10 protein-coding genes are annotated in these 15,166 nt (G+C 61.3%); 7 read left to right on the top strand and 3 right to left on the bottom strand.

All coding sequences use genetic code 11. From position 1 onward, the window contains the following. The first annotated feature begins 23 nt into the window (after positions 1-23). Positions 24-4,691 (top strand): glutamate synthase large subunit, encoded by a 4,668-nt coding sequence (gltB, locus tag GRI44_RS11625; protein ID WP_160601930.1) that lies wholly within the window; start codon positions 24-26, stop codon positions 4,689-4,691. A gap of 16 nt (positions 4,692-4,707) precedes the next feature. After that, the gene (locus GRI44_RS11620; protein WP_160601929.1) at positions 4,708-6,144 is read left to right on the top strand and encodes a glutamate synthase subunit beta; all 1,437 of its coding nucleotides are present in this window, start codon (positions 4,708-4,710) and stop codon (positions 6,142-6,144) included. A 65-nt stretch (positions 6,145-6,209) separates the two neighbouring features. Here the strand turns inward: GRI44_RS11620 and ung are convergent, their stop codons facing one another. Beyond that, positions 6,210-6,896 (bottom strand): uracil-DNA glycosylase, encoded by a 687-nt coding sequence (gene ung / locus GRI44_RS11615; RefSeq protein WP_160601928.1) that lies wholly within the window; start codon positions 6,894-6,896, stop codon positions 6,210-6,212. Positions 6,897-6,972: 76 nt separating this feature from the next. On the opposite strand from ung, the gene GRI44_RS11610 reads away from it, so the two are divergent. From GRI44_RS11610 to GRI44_RS11600, 3 genes are read left to right on the top strand one after another with little or no spacing between them, the layout of a single operon-like run. Further along, positions 6,973-7,590: a ribonuclease D gene (locus GRI44_RS11610; protein ID WP_160601927.1), complete on the top strand. Its 618-nt coding sequence runs from the start codon at positions 6,973-6,975 to the stop codon at positions 7,588-7,590. A gap of 24 nt (positions 7,591-7,614) precedes the next feature. Next, positions 7,615-8,274 (top strand): LPS export ABC transporter periplasmic protein LptC, encoded by a 660-nt coding sequence (lptC, locus tag GRI44_RS11605; RefSeq protein ID WP_160601926.1) that lies wholly within the window; start codon positions 7,615-7,617, stop codon positions 8,272-8,274. After that, positions 8,274-8,843: an LptA/OstA family protein gene (locus GRI44_RS11600; RefSeq protein WP_160601925.1), complete on the top strand. Its 570-nt coding sequence runs from the start codon at positions 8,274-8,276 to the stop codon at positions 8,841-8,843. Before lptC ends, GRI44_RS11600 begins: the two co-directional genes overlap by 1 nt. Before the next feature lie 33 nt (positions 8,844-8,876). On the opposite strand, the gene GRI44_RS11595 is transcribed toward GRI44_RS11600, so the two are convergent. Beyond that, positions 8,877-10,499, bottom strand: a complete 1,623-nt coding sequence (locus GRI44_RS11595; RefSeq protein ID WP_160601924.1) for a glycosyltransferase — start codon at positions 10,497-10,499, stop codon at positions 8,877-8,879. A gap of 25 nt (positions 10,500-10,524) precedes the next feature. On the opposite strand from GRI44_RS11595, the gene GRI44_RS11590 reads away from it, so the two are divergent. Next, positions 10,525-12,423, top strand: coding sequence for an ABC transporter ATP-binding protein (locus GRI44_RS11590; protein WP_160601923.1), 1,899 nt, complete (start codon positions 10,525-10,527; stop codon positions 12,421-12,423). Further along, complete coding sequence (locus GRI44_RS11585; RefSeq protein WP_160601922.1) at positions 12,420-14,183, top strand: glycosyltransferase; 1,764 nt, start codon at positions 12,420-12,422, stop codon at positions 14,181-14,183. The genes GRI44_RS11590 and GRI44_RS11585 overlap by 4 nt, the downstream gene beginning before the upstream one ends. Here the strand turns inward: GRI44_RS11585 and GRI44_RS11580 are convergent. Then, entirely contained in the window at positions 14,136-15,074 is a 939-nt protein-coding gene (locus tag GRI44_RS11580) for a glycosyltransferase family 2 protein (RefSeq protein WP_160601921.1), read from the bottom strand. The two genes, GRI44_RS11585 and GRI44_RS11580, sit on opposite strands and share 48 nt — an antisense overlap. Positions 15,075-15,166: the final 92 nt, after the last annotated feature.

Raw genomic sequence — 15,166 nt, 5'->3', positions numbered from 1 at the left:
CACCTGACAGGAATGGAATTTTGATGGGCTACCCTGCGCCCCCACGCGTGCAGCATACTGGCCAGAAGGCTGGATTATACGATCCGAGGAACGAGCATGATGCATGCGGCGTCGGGCTGATCGCGCACATCAAGGGCGTCAAAAGCCACGGCATCGTAACGCAGGCGCTGGAAATTCTGGCCAATCTGGACCATCGCGGCGCCGTGGGCGCAGACCCGTTGCTGGGCGATGGTGCGGGCATTCTGCTGCAAATTCCTGATCCGCTGATCCGCAAATGGGCTAATGCGCAGGGCCATGATCTGCCCGCACCGGGCGAATACGCCGTGGCCATGTGTTTCATGCCGCAGGACGCAGCAGCGCGTGATTTTGTGACCGAACAGCTGGAAAAATTCATTGCCAAGGAAGGCCAGAAACTGGTCGGCTGGCGCGATGTGCCGGTTACGCTGGACGGGCTGGGCAAGGCGGTTATTTCCTCCATGCCGGTCATGCGCCAGTGCATCGTGGCGCGCGGCGACAATTGCGCCGATCAGGATGCGTTCGAACGCAAGCTGATCGTGATCCGCAAGCAGACCTTGAACCCCCTGATCAAGCTGGCGGAAAAGCATGATCTGCCCGGCCTTGTGTCCATGTATATCCCGAGCTTTTCCAGCCGGACGATTGTGTACAAGGGCCTGCTGCTGGCGACCCAGGTGGGCAGTTGTTACGACGATTTGCGCGATCCTGACTGCGTCAGCGCGCTGGGGCTGGTGCATCAGCGGTTTTCCACCAACACATTCCCCAGCTGGCGGCTGGCGCACCCTTACCGGCTGATTGCGCATAATGGCGAAATCAACACGGTTCGCGGCAATGTGAACTGGATGAATGCGCGCCGCCGGACGATGGAATCCGAACTGCTCGGCCCTGACCTCGACAAGATGTGGCCGCTGATCCCGCATGGCCAGTCTGACACGGCCTGCCTCGACAATGCGCTCGAACTACTGCTGGCGGGCGGATACAGCCTCGCCCATGCGATGATGATGCTGATGCCGGAAGCATGGGCGAAAAACCCGCTGATGGACCCGGCGCGCCGCGCATTTTACGAATATCACGCGGCCCTGATGGAGCCATGGGATGGCCCTGCGGCAGTGGCCTTTACCGATGGCCGCCAGATTGGCGCAACGCTGGACCGTAACGGCCTGCGTCCGGCGCGTTTTTGCGTCACCAAGGATGATCTGGTGTGCCTGGCATCGGAAAGCGGCGTGCTGCCCTTTGCCGAAGAAGACATCACTCGCAAATGGCGCCTGCAACCGGGCCGGATGCTGCTGATCGATCTGGAACAGGGCCGCATCATCGAGGATGAGGAACTGAAGGCCGATCTGGCCGGCGCGCACCCCTATGCGCAATGGCTGGAAAAAGCGCAGTACAAGCTGGGCGATCTTGACCAGATCGACCCGGAACTGGCCGAAGTGCCGGGCCATTCCACCGAATTGCTGCAACGCCAGCAGGCTTTCGGTTACACGCAGGAAGATATTTTCAAATTCCTCGAGCCGATGGCAGCTTTGGGTGAAGACCCGATTGGCTCCATGGGCACTGACACGCCGATTGCTGTCCTGTCGGACCGCAGCCGCTTGCTGTATGATTATTTCAAGCAGAACTTCGCGCAGGTCACCAATCCGCCGATCGACCCGATCCGCGAGGAACTGGTGATGAGCCTGCTGTCCATGATCGGCCCGCGCCCCAATCTGCTGGGCCGCGATGCCGGCACGCATAAACGGCTGGAAGTGACGCAGCCGATCCTGACCAATGAAGATCTGGCCAAGATCCGTTCGGTCGAAGGGGCGCTGGATGGCGCATTCCGCACCGAAACCATCGACATCACCTGGAAAGCCAAGAAAGGCGCCAAGGGTCTTGCCATGGCGCTGAAGGAAATGTGCTGGGCCGCAACCGAAGCCGTGCTGCAGGACCATAATATCCTGGTGCTGTCCGACCGCGCGCAGGGGCCGGACCGGATTCCCATCCCTGCCGCCCTGGCGACAGCTGCGGTGCATCATCATCTGGTCCGTCAGGGCCTACGGATGCAGACTGGCCTGGTGGTTGAAACAGGCGAAGCGCGCGAAGTGCATCATTTCTGCGTGCTGGCAGGTTATGGCGCAGAAGCGATCAACCCCTATGTTGCCTTCGAAACGCTGGAACAGCTGCGCGAGACAAAGCACCCCGGCCTGACCGCCAGGCAAGTTGAAAGCAACTTCATCAAGGCGGTGGGCAAGGGCATCCTCAAGGTCATGTCCAAGATGGGCATTTCGACCTACCAGTCCTATTGCGGCGCGCAGATTTTCGACGCGGTTGGCCTCAGTTCCGATTTCATCGATGCCTATTTCAAGGGCACTGCCACCACCATCGAAGGCATCGGCCTGATCGAAGTGGCCGAAGAAGCCGTGCAGCGCCACATGATCGCCTATGGCGACAACCCGCTATACCGCACCATGCTGGATGTAGGCGGCGTCTATCAATACCGCGTGCGCGGGGAAAGCCACGCCTGGACACCGGCCAATATCGCCAATCTTCAGCATGCCGTGCGCGGCAATGATCCGAAAAATTACGACGAATTTGCCAAATCCATCAACGAACAGTCCGAACGCCTGCTGACCATCCGCGGGCTGATGGAACTGCATAAAGCTGACACGCCGCTGGATATTTCCCAGGTGGAACCGGCAGCCGAAATCGTGAAACGCTTTTCAACCGGCGCGATGAGCTTTGGCTCCATCAGCCGTGAAGCGCATACCACCATGGCGATTGCCATGAACCGCATGGGCGCACGGTCCAACACCGGTGAAGGCGGGGAGGAAGTGGACCGGTTCACACCGATGGACAATGGCGATTCCATGCGTTCGGCCATCAAGCAGGTGGCCAGTGGCCGCTTTGGCGTGACCACGGAATATCTGGTCAATGCCGACGATATCCAGATCAAGATGGCGCAGGGTGCAAAGCCGGGCGAAGGCGGGCAGTTGCCGGGCCACAAGGTGGACAAGGCCATTGCCGCCGTGCGCCATTCCACGCCGGGCGTGGGCCTGATTTCCCCGCCGCCGCACCATGACATCTATTCGATCGAGGATTTGGCACAGCTGATCCACGATCTGAAAAATGTGAACACGGCGGCGCGCATTTCCGTGAAGCTGGTGTCCGAAGTGGGCGTGGGCACGGTTGCGGCGGGCGTATCCAAGGCGCGGGCCGACCATGTGACTATTTCGGGCTATGAAGGGGGTACGGGCGCCTCCCCGCTGACCAGCCTGACCCACGCTGGCAGCCCGTGGGAAATCGGCCTGGCCGAAACCCAGCAGACATTGCTGCTGAATGATTTGCGCAGCCGCATCGCGGTGCAGGTCGATGGCGGGCTGCGCACCGGGCGTGATGTGGCGATTGGCGCATTGCTGGGCGCGGATGAATTCGGCTTTGCCACTGCCCCGCTGATTGCGGCAGGCTGTATCATGATGCGCAAATGCCATCTCAACACCTGCCCGGTGGGCGTGGCCACGCAGGACCCTGTGCTGCGCGCGCGCTTCACCGGCCTGCCCGAACACATCATCAATTATTTCTTCTTCGTGGCCGAAGAACTGCGCGGGATCATGGCCGAAATGGGCTTTGCCACGCTGGATGAAATGGTTGGCCGGGTCGATCTGATCGACATGCGCCGGGTGGAACGGCACTGGAAGGCAGAAGGGGTCGACCTGTCCCGCCTGCTGCATCAGGTGCCGCTGCATGAAAACCAGTCGCTGCATCATACGCAAAGCCAGGACCATGGCCTTGCTGCGGCCATGGACAATGAACTGATCGTAGCCTGCCAGCCTGCGTTGCTGCATGGCGAAGCTGTCCAGATCAGCCATGAAATCCGCAATGTGAACCGTACTGTCGGCGCCATGCTGTCGGGCGAAATCGCCAGGAAATACGGCCATGCCGGGCTGAAGGCGGACACCATCCGCATCAATCTGACCGGCGTTGCCGGACAGAGCTTCGGCGCATGGCTGGCCCACGGCGTCACGCTGGATCTGACGGGCGATGCCAATGATTATGTTGGCAAAGGGCTGTCGGGCGGCCGCATTATCGTGCGCCAGCCCGAAGGCGTGGACCGCGATCCGACGAAGAACATCATCGTCGGTAATACGGTCCTTTATGGCGCCATATCGGGCGAGGCATATTTTGGCGGCGTTGGCGGCGAACGCTTTGCCGTGCGCAATTCCGGTGCCATCGCAGTGGCGGAAGGAACAGGCGACCATACGTGCGAATATATGACCGGCGGCGTGGTGGTGGTGCTGGGCAGGACCGGGCGCAATTTTGCCGCGGGCATGTCGGGCGGTATCGCCTATGTCTATGACGAGGCTGATAATTTTGCCGATCTGTGCAACCAGGCGCAGGTGGACCTGCTGCCGGTTTCGGCAACGCCAGACGATGATGATGGCACGGGCCGGCCGCAGCAGCGGGCCCGCAGCGTCAGCGATGCAGGCATGGGCGATATGCTGCGCCATGATGCAGAACGTCTGAAAATCCTGGTGGAGCGTCACAAGCTGCACACAGGCAGCGCGCGGGCGTCCTTCATCCTCGACAATTGGGCGGAATGCCTGCCAAAATTCGTCAAGATCATGCCGCGCGATTATGCCGCAGCGCTGCGCAATCTGGAAACAGAGCGCAACGAAGCAGCCACCGTGGCCGCAGAATAATTGGGATCGTAAGCAGATGGGCAAAGATACCGGCTTTCTCGAATTCGAGCGTGAGGACCGCACCTATGCGGACCCCAAGGAACGCCTGACGCATTACCGCGAATTCGCCATTCCGCATGATGAAGCGGCGCTGAAAAAACAGGCCGCGCGCTGTATGGATTGCGGCATTCCTTATTGTCACAATGGTTGCCCGGTGAATAATATCATCCCGGACTGGAACCACCTGGTCTATGAAGGGGACTGGCAGAACGCGCTCGACGTGCTGCATTCGACCAATAATTTCCCGGAATTCACCGGCCGCATCTGCCCTGCCCCGTGCGAGGCAAGCTGCACACTCAACATCATCGATGCCCCGGTAACCATCAAATCCATCGAATGTGCGATTGTGGATCGCGGGTGGGAAAATGACTGGATCAAGCCGGTGGTGCCTGCTGCCGAAACCGGCAAATCCATCGCCGTGGTCGGGTCTGGCCCGGCGGGCCTCGCCTGCGCCCAGCAACTGGCCCGCGCAGGCCATGCCGTGACCGTGTTTGAAAAGAACGACCGTATTGGCGGCCTGCTGCGCTACGGCATTCCTGATTTCAAGATGGAAAAACATCTCATCAACCGCCGGGCAGTGCAGATGGAAGCCGAAGGGGTCACTTTCCGCACCTCTGCCGAAGTCGGGGTGGATATCTCGTTCAATTCGCTGAATGAAAATTTCGACGCCATCGTGCTGTCAGGCGGCGCGGAAGAAGCGCGGCCGCTGGAAATTCCCGGCGCGGAATTGCCCGGCGTCAGGCTGGCGATGGAATTTCTGACCCAGCAGAACAAGCGCAATGCAGGCGATGACGAAGTGCGCGCCGCCCCACGTGGATCGCTGACGGCAACGGGCAAGCATGTGATCGTGATCGGCGGCGGCGATACGGGATCGGATTGTGTCGGCACTTCCAACCGGCAAGGCGCGGCCAGCGTTGTCCAGCTGGAAATCATGCCGCAGCCGCCCGCGCATGAAGACAAGATGCTGACCTGGCCTGACTGGCCGCTGAAACTGCGCACATCGTCCAGCCACGAAGAAGGCGTGGGCCGCGACTGGTCCGTGCTGACCAAGCGGGTGATTGGCCAGGACGGCATCGTGACCGGTCTGGAATGCGTCCGCCTGCAATGGGACGGCGGCAAAATGCAGGAAGTGGAAGGCAGCACATTTGTTCTGCCTGCCGACCTGATCCTGTTGGCCATGGGCTTTACCGGCCCCAAGAAACGCGGCCTGCTGGACCGGGCCGGTGTCGAACTGACGGACCGCGGCGCAGTGGCAGCCAATACCGATGATTATGCCACCAGCGAGCCGAACGTCTTTACCTGCGGTGATATGCGCCGCGGCCAGTCACTGGTGGTATGGGCAATCCGCGAAGGGCGCCAATGTGCGCGCAGCGTGGACATGGCACTGATGGGGGAAACCCAGCTTCCGCGTTAATCAGGCGGGCCTGCTTTGCGGATCAGGCGCTGGTGTGGCTTGGTTTTGCATCCGCCCACGATATTTCACGCCCGCCAGTCGATCGGGGTGCGGCCATGTGCTTCCAGAAACTGGTTGGCCCGGCTGAACGGCTTTGACCCCAGAAACCCGCGATGGGCAGAAAGCGGGCTTGGGTGGGCTGATTTCAGCACCAGATGGCGGCCCGTGCTGCCCAGCGCAGGAATGCGCGCTGCGGCGGCCTGGGCATGGTTGCCCCACAGGATGAATACGGTGGGCAGGCTGCTGGCTGCCACCGCCGCCATTGCTGCCCCGGTAATCGCTTCCCAACCGCGCCGTGCATGGCTGCCTGCCTGCCCCGCTTCCACGCTGAGCGACGTGTTAAGCAACAGCACGCCCTGCCGCGCCCAGCCTTCCAGATTGCCATGGGCAGGCCGCGGGATGCCGCAATCACTGCCCAGTTCCTTGTAGATATTGGCCAGCGACGGCGGCACTTTCACCCCGTCAGGCACGGAAAACGACAAGCCATGCGCCTGGCCTGCGCCATGATAGGGGTCCTGCCCCAATATCACCACTTTGACAGCATCAGGCGGGGTGAGTTCCAGCGCCCGCCACCATTGGCTGCGGGGCGGAAAAATCTGCTTCCCGGCAGCTTCTTCCTGCCGCAACCACTGGCCCAGTTGCCGGGATGCCGGCGTATCCAGCACGCCCGTCAATGCAGCGCGCCAGCTTTCGGGGATCTGTTCATCGGTCATCTGGCGCGATTATCGCAAGGCCCGGCAAAGGCAGCAACCTCTTTCCCTCCCTCACCAATGAGACTAGGGAGCCGCTATGGCAGTATATTTTCATGAAGAAGACCTTCCCGCAGACGTGCTTGCACCCGGGCCGGTCGCAGTCGACACCGAAACCATGGGGCTTATCACTCCGCGCGACCGCCTGTGCCTGGTGCAGATCAGCGATGGGCAGGGGGATGAACATCTGGTCCGCTTCGGCAAGGACAGCGAATTCGACGCGCCCAATCTGAAAGCGGTCCTGGCCGATAAATCGCGCCTGAAACTGTATCATTTCGCCCGTTTCGACCTGGCGGCGATTGAACATTATCTGGGCGTGGAAGCTTCGCCTGTGTTCTGCACCAAGATCGCCAGCAAGATGACGCGCACCTATACCGACCGGCATGGCCTCAAAAACCTCGTCAATGAATTGCTCGGCGCGGACATTTCCAAGCAGCAGCAATCTTCCGATTGGGGCGCAGATGAAATCAACGATGCGCAGCGCGATTATGCGGCGTCTGACGTGCGGTTCCTTCACCGGCTGAAGGACATTCTGGAAGTGCGGCTGGCACGCGAGGATCGCACCCATCTGGCGCAGGCGTGCTTTGAATTTCTGCCGACCCGCGCACGGCTTGACCTGGCTGGCTGGGCCGAACACGACATCTTCAGCCACATGTAATCTGGCAGGCCGTATCGCACCATCATGACTTCCGAGATCGAAACCTCCAAGGCACGGCAATTGCGCTCCCGGCGGCAGGGTTTTGCTGCGCCGGGCGGATCGCATGACAGGCTGGTCGGCTTTCTGGCCCGCGCCCTGCCCATGGCGGTTGGCGTGCTGGCAGCGTTGATGGTGATTACCCCGCTCAGTCCGCGCGGCGAAATCAGTTTTCTGCTCGACCGGAACAAGGTCGCCATGATCGACGAGCGGCTGCGGGTGGATAATGCGATGTACCGGGGCAAGGATAATGACGGCCAGCCCTTTTCCCTCACGGCGGGCGAGGCAGTGCAGCGTTCCGGCGCAGAAGGCATTGTGCGGATGCGCGATCTGGTGGCAGGCCTGCTGCTGCCTGACGGTCCGGCGCGGATCGTGGCGGATGCAGGGGCCTATAATATCGACCAGCAAGTAGTGTCGGTGATCGGCCCTTTGCGGCTGACCGCGGCTGATGGATATTCCATGGTGGCAAGCAATGTGTCGATTAACCTGGAAAGCAGAAGGCTGGTTGGCGAAGGCGGCGTCAGCGGCGAAGTGCCGGCCGGCACATTTTCTGCCAACCGGATTGAAGCTGATCTTTCCGCCCGAACTGTTACGCTGGATGGCAATGCGAAAATGCGCATGATTCCCGGCAAGCTTAGGATGCCCTGATGAACAACCCAATTCCGGCACATCTATCTGTAGCGGCACGTTCGGCGCTGACCGGCTTTGCCCTCACCGTGGCAGCGTTTGGCGGGATGCAATTGCACGCACAGGCCATCGCCGCGCATAATTCCAACGCGCCGGTCAATTACGGGGCGGACAGGATCGAATTGCAGGACCGGCAGAACCGTGTCGTCCTGTCGGGCAATGTCGATATCACGCAAGCCGGCCTGCGGGTGCGCGCGGCGCGCACGCTGGTGAATTATTCCGATGCAGGCTCGCTCAAGATCCAGCGCATCACTGCCACAGGCGGGGTGCAGGTGACGCGCGGCAGCGAAGCGGCCAGCGGCGATGTGGCCGTATATGATTTCAACCGCCGCATCATCACCATGGCCGGCAATGTGCGCCTGAAGCGCGGCACGGACACGCTGAACGGCGGGCGGTTGGTGATTGACTTGCAAAGCGGTGTATCCAGCGTGGATGGCAGCGCCTCGGGGTCATCCTCTGTCACCGGCGAACCCGGCGCAGTGCGGTCGGGCGGCCGCGTCACCGGATCATTCAGCGTTCCGCAAAACTGACGCGGGCCGATGCAGGCCTGAACCTTTCGCTTGTCAGGCTGAATGAACCGCCCTGATGGTGATGTTGACCGGATAGGCCGCATCATCCGGGTCGAGCCAGTCAGGCCCCACTTCCTCAACCGCGATGCCTTGCAGGAAGCAAGTGGCGGCAAATGCGTTGCCGCGCGCTGACACAGCGACATTTTCCGGGCCAAAAGCATCGCCAAACAAGCGGCGGGCGGATTGCGCGGTAAATGACCAGAACCAGTTTTCGCCCCAGTCATCGCAATCAATCGGGGTGATTGCAGGCGCGGTGGCCAGAATGACCCCGCCCGGCTTCAATGCCTGTTTCAACTGCGCCACCCCTGCTGGCAGATCGTAGATATATTGCAGCGTCTGGGAGATGATGATGCAGTCGAAACTAGCGGGCTCCAGCACGCCGGCTTCGGCCAGATCGCCGGTGATGGTGGTGCCGGGATAATCCTCCGCCAGATTGAGCACATCCTGCCGCGTGATGCCTGCCCCAAAAAGGCGGCTGTAATGATCATCGCCCACTTCCAGCACCCGCCCGCGAATATCGGCGCGGTGCCGGGCCAGAAATGCCTCGATGTAATAGCGGTCCACCGGCGTCCCCCGCGCATAGCCAAAGCCCCGGCTGACAGGCGCAATGCGGGCCAGATCACCAAAATCCACCTGGCCGATGCGGGGATGCACAGCCTTGCGGCGCACACGGCGCAAGGCATCAGCCACCGGTCCTGGCAGGATGCTGACTGCCAGCTGCCGCAGGGCGGCCATCAATGTTGTTCGCGGCGCGCTGCGCATCATGCTGACCCTCTGGCTCCACCGCGGCGTAGCTTTAGCGCCGCGGTTCTTCCACACAGAATTGGCAAAGGCGTTTTTCCAGAAAACACTGCCTGCGCGCCATGCGGCAAATTCCGGCCCGTCAGATTGGGGTGGGCGGTGGGCATCATGCACCCTGATGGTCCAGCGCAGCATATGCGCTGCATCCAGCGACAGATTGCCGCCATGCTGCCGGTAATCCGCCACGACATGGGCATGGCTCGCAATTCGAAAACGGCGCGCCATGCGCAAATAGGCATCGTAGTCCTCGCTCCGTTCCAGCGCAGGGTCAAAGCCGCCGCAAGCAAGGAGTTTTTCGCGGTCATACAAAACCGTGCCATGCATCCCCACCAGATTATCGCGCAGCAATTCGCGGTAGGCCAGCGGCCCGCTGCGCTTCAGCCGGGGGCCTTGCGGCGCGCCCAACTGGCCGTTTACCAGCCGGTGCGCGCCATAGACAAACCCTGCGCCCCGGTTGGCAGCCATGCAATCCAGCCCTGCGGCAATCGCATCGGGCCGCAGCACGTCATCAGCATCCAGAAACAGGATATAGGGCGATACTGCGAGGCGCAGCCCCTGATTGCGCGCTGCCGAAATGCCCTGATGGCCTGTTTCAACCAGTTGAACAGCCGGAAATTTCCCGGTCACCTCCGCAGGATTATCATGCGAACCATCGTCAATCACGAAGATTTCAGCCGCAGGGACGGTTTGCGCCGCAATACTGGCCAGCGCATCGCCAAGAAAACGCGCGTAATTATGGCTGGTTACGACAATGGCGACATCAGCATTATGGGGCGGCGGGGCTGGCGCTGAAATACGCTTGTTTCCTGTATTCACTGCATCGACCCCTTGGTAGTAAGGGATGATGGCATCCGGCGGCAAACTGAAAAACTTTATTCCTGCACAGATTGCGCCGGAACATACTGGGCCCCTGCATAGTGGGCCGGAATATGCGGGCCTGTTCCAGAATGCGCGGTCTGTATTTGCGCCTGTAATTTCCGCATATGCGCCCCTGCTGCCACTGGTCGCCTTGTTGGGCCTGCTGGCCAGCCTGCTGGAAGGTATCGGCATCGGCATGCTAGTCCCGCTGGCGGCATTATCCCTGTCAGGCGGCGCATCATTGCCAGCCGCCTTGCCGCAGCCAATCCGCTCCATCGCGGAACTGGTCATCGCGCTTGATCCGCAGGACAGGATGCTAGCGCTGGCGAGCGTGGTCGTCACGCTGGTGCTGCTGCGCGGGCTTGTGCAGGCGGCCAACAATATCCTCATCGCCAATATCGAGGTGAAAATGGGCCGCGATATCCGCAATGCCTTGTCCGCACGGATATTGGCGCTGGATTACCCGTTTTTCCTGAAGCACCAGGCTTCGCGGCTGGTGCAGATCATTTCCGCCGATAGCTGGTCTGTGTCCGATGCGGTCAAATCCGCGCTGACCATGGTGCCTGCCGCCGCCGGACTGCTGGTGTTTTGCGCCCTGCTTGTCTGGGTGGACTGGCGCCTTTTCCTGATTGTGCTGGCAGGGGCAGTGCTGGTGCAAATGGCGCTGCTGATGCTGGAACGGCGGCAGAAATCCCTCAGCCTGAGTGCCACTGACGCCAACCACGCGCTGGGCGACCGGATGCTGGCCATTGTCAACGCCATGCGGGTGATCCGCATTTTCGGGCAGCAACAGGCCGAACAGCGCCAGTTTGAAAACGCCTCAGCGCAGGTTGGCAGCCGCATGTTTGCCGCGCGGCGACTGGCCGCATTCGTGCTGCCGACGGTGGACCTGTTCATCGCGCTGATTTTCATTGCCATCCTGATTGCCGCCTACCGGTTCCAGCTGTCCATTGCCGAAGTGACCACATTTCTGCTGCTGTTGTCACGCGCCCAGCCCCACGCCCATGTCATCAGTCAGGCGCGCACGGGCATGGCATCGGTGCAGGGTCCCATCAGCGAAGTCCAATGGCTGCTGCAACAGGAAGGGCCGCGCGCACAGTTGGCCCAGCAAGACTTCCGGATTGACCAGCCGATCCATTTTCGCGGCGTATCCTATGCCTTTCCGGCCAGAGATGCGGTAGCGGGCGATCCGGTGGACAGCGATGATGGGGCACAAGATCAGGCGGCCATCAGCAATGTCAGTTTTACCCTGGAACCGGGCAGTATCACCGCGCTGATCGGCCCTTCCGGCAGCGGCAAGACCACCCTTGCCAATCTGGTCTGTCGCTTGCTCGAACCATCAACAGGTGCGGTGCAGGTGGGCGATATTGCGGCAACGGATATTGCCCCGGCGCTGTGGCGCAGCCGCATGGCCATTGCAGGGCAGAATACAGGCCTCACCCAAGGCTCCATTGCCGACAATATCCGCTATGGCAGGCCCGATGCCAGCGCGGAGGATGTCGCACAGGCGGCACAGGATGCCGGCGTGTCCGAATTTGCCCATGCGCTGGCGGACGGGCTGGAAACCGAAGTTGGCATGAGCGGCCTGTCCCTGTCGGGCGGCCAGCGCCAGCGGATTGGCCTGGCGCGCGCCATGCTGCGGCGGCCCGATGTGTTGATCCTGGATGAAGCGACCAATTCGGTGGATGCCATGTCGGAACAGCACATCATGCAATTGCTGGCGCAGCGCCGGCATTTTACTACCGCGCTTGTCATCAGCCACCGGCGCAGCACCCTTGCTGCGTGCGATTATGGCATTGTGCTGGATGGCGGTAAAATCGTCGAAACAGGCCCGGTTCAAAGCCTGGCATATTACCGCGCCATGGCCGGTCAGCGCCCATGACAGACACACCCCTGGCAGACACGCCAGTCACAGACAGAGCGCTCACAGACACACCGCCGCCGCTGTCTTTCACCATCGTCATCCCCACTTTTCAGCGGCGCGAAATGGTGTGCGATGCGGTGCGGGCAATTGCGGACATCTCCTATGGCGGCCCGTTCGATCTGGTCGTGGTGGTGGATGGCTCCACCGACGGGACAGTCGCTGCCTTGCGGCAAATATCGGCTTCGCTGCCAGTCCCAATGCAGGTTATCGAGCAGGCCAATGGCGGGCTTGGCCATGCCCGCAACCAGGGGGCCGCCGAAGCCACGGGTGAAATCGTGCTGTTTCTTGATGATGACATGATCTGCCGCCCCGATATTCTGACCCGGCACGCCCAAAGCCATGCCGCAGGGGCCGAAGCCGTGCTGGGTAATATCCCGCTCGACCCGGCATCTCCCCCCGGCTTCCTGACCGAAGGCATCGCGGTGTGGGCCGCCGATTCCGCGACAGATTCGCAAGGTGATGCGCCGCTGACTCCGTTTCACATGGCTGGCGGGCATCTGTCAGTGCGCCGGGCGGTGTTTGCCCGGCTGGGCGGGTTCGACACCAGCTATACCCACGGCGGTAATTATGGACAGGAAGATGCCGATTTTGGCGTGCGTCTGCTGCAACACCATGATGTGCGGTTCAATCCGGATGCGGTCAGCCATCACCGTTACATCGTCTCCGCGCGGGAAAATCTTGAGCGCGCCTATCTGTCAGCGCGGGCCGATGTGAAATTTGCCCGCCGCCACCCCGGCTGGACCCGCGCTCTTTACGCCCTCAACCATGGGGGCACGAAAATGACGCGGCTGGTGTATCGCCCGCTTGCCCGCATACCACTGCTGCCGAAGCTGTTGGCCAGCGCCGCCGCACTGCTGGCCGGGACAGCCTTGAAAACACCGCTACGCTCAAACCGGCATATTGCGCGCCTGTATTATGGTGCACGGCAGGTTTTCTATTGGTCCGGCGTGCGCGCATCTGGCGGGCTGGCTGATGAAACACCGCTGCTGGTGCTGTGTTACCACGCCATTGCCGACCATGGCGACGATGCCGTTCTGGCAGATTACAGCATCGGCCCAGCGCGTTTCCAAACGCACCTTGCGGCATTGAAAAAACGCGGCTTCTCCTTTGTCAGCGCGGACGATGTACTGGCCCATTACCAGCGCGCTGCGCCGCTGCCGCCGCGACCGGTGCTGCTGACATTTGACGATTGTTACACCGATTTGCTGGATGCCGCCCGCGACATTCTGGCGCCAGCCGGTATTCCGGCACTGGCATTCTGCGTGACCGCCATGGCAAGCGGAACCAATGAATGGGATCAGGCAATCGGCACCAAGAAACTTGGCCTGCTGGACATAGCGGGCCTTGGCGAACTTGAGCGGTACGGGGTGGCGCTTGGCTGCCATTCGCGCAGCCACCGGTTCATGCCAGATTTGGATGATGATGCGCTATATGCTGAAACGGCCGGCGCGGCGCAGGATTTTACGCAGATGATGGGCAAACGCCCGCGCTTCTTTGCCTATCCCTATGGCGGCAGGGATGCCCGCAGCATCAGCGCGGTCAGTCAGGCAGGCTATGATGCCGCTTTCGGACTGGCGGACAAGACCGCGCGGCTGACGGATAATTTGCACGATATTCCGCGGGTGGAAATGCTCGCCAGCGATACGCCATGGCGGTTCTGGCTCAAGACGTCATTTCCGCGCCTGTCGACTTTTCTGCGGACGCGCTATTTTCGCTAGGCGGCGGTAAATTCTTGCCGTCAGCCGATGGCGCGCAAGCCAGTTTTCCCGCCTGATGGCCTGCTGAACCTGCGCCTTGCCCGGAAATTCACGGCGCGCGACATGGGCTGCAAACCAGCCGAGAAATTCCTGCCGCCTGCGCGCCTGCGTGCCTGTGCGATGGGCAGTGGCGACAGCGCTGCCTGCGTGCTGCCGGTAATCCAGCCAGACATTGCTGGCGAAATAGACCGGCGCTGCCAGATAGGCTTTCACGCAAAATGCCTGATCTTCGTAAAGGCCGGTAAACGCATCCTCAAACCCGCCAGCAGCCTCGATCGTGCTGCGCCTGATCAGCAGATCGGACGGGCAAGGCGCCCCGGCCCGGCCCAGCGGATAAAGCGACAGCAGCAGATCGGGCGCATATGCCAGCGCATCGGTGACATGGCCGGTTGGCACCAGCCTGTCCTGCCCGCCATTCCAACCGCGCCAGTAATTCACCGTGCCGCACACCATGCCTGCCTGCGGCAATCGGTCCAGCAGGGCGGCCTGCTGTTCCAGCTTGTGCGTGCGCCACACATCGTCAGCATCAATGAATGCCACAAGATCACCGGCAGAATGCGCGATACCCAGATTGCGCGATGCGCTCATGCCCCGATTGGCGTTGCCTGCATGGGCCAGCAGGCGGATGCGGTGCGGCGCGCCATCGGCGAATGTCTGTGCAATGGCTGCGCTTTTATCGGTGGAACCGTCATCCACCAGCAGCATTTCAAAATCCTGCCATGTCTGCGCCAGCACGCTGCCGATCGCTTCAGCCAGAAAAACATCCGCATTATGAAAAATGCAGATGACACTGATGCGCGGGGATCGGCCCGGGCCAAGGTATGGTGCAGGGGAAGTTGCAGGGGCAGGCATGATGCCGCACGCTTCGCAGGATTGGCGCACGGTTGGAAGCCCAATGCAACCTCCGGAAGTTCTACGCACTCCTCTCGACGGCCAACACGCGC

Origin of the sequence: Allopontixanthobacter confluentis, assembly GCF_009827615.1 — a bacterium.
GTDB classification, from domain to species: domain Bacteria; phylum Pseudomonadota; class Alphaproteobacteria; order Sphingomonadales; family Sphingomonadaceae; genus Allopontixanthobacter; species Allopontixanthobacter confluentis.
The sequence above is the reverse complement of the archived record's forward strand: the minus strand, read 5'-3'. Positions and strand labels throughout refer to the sequence as shown.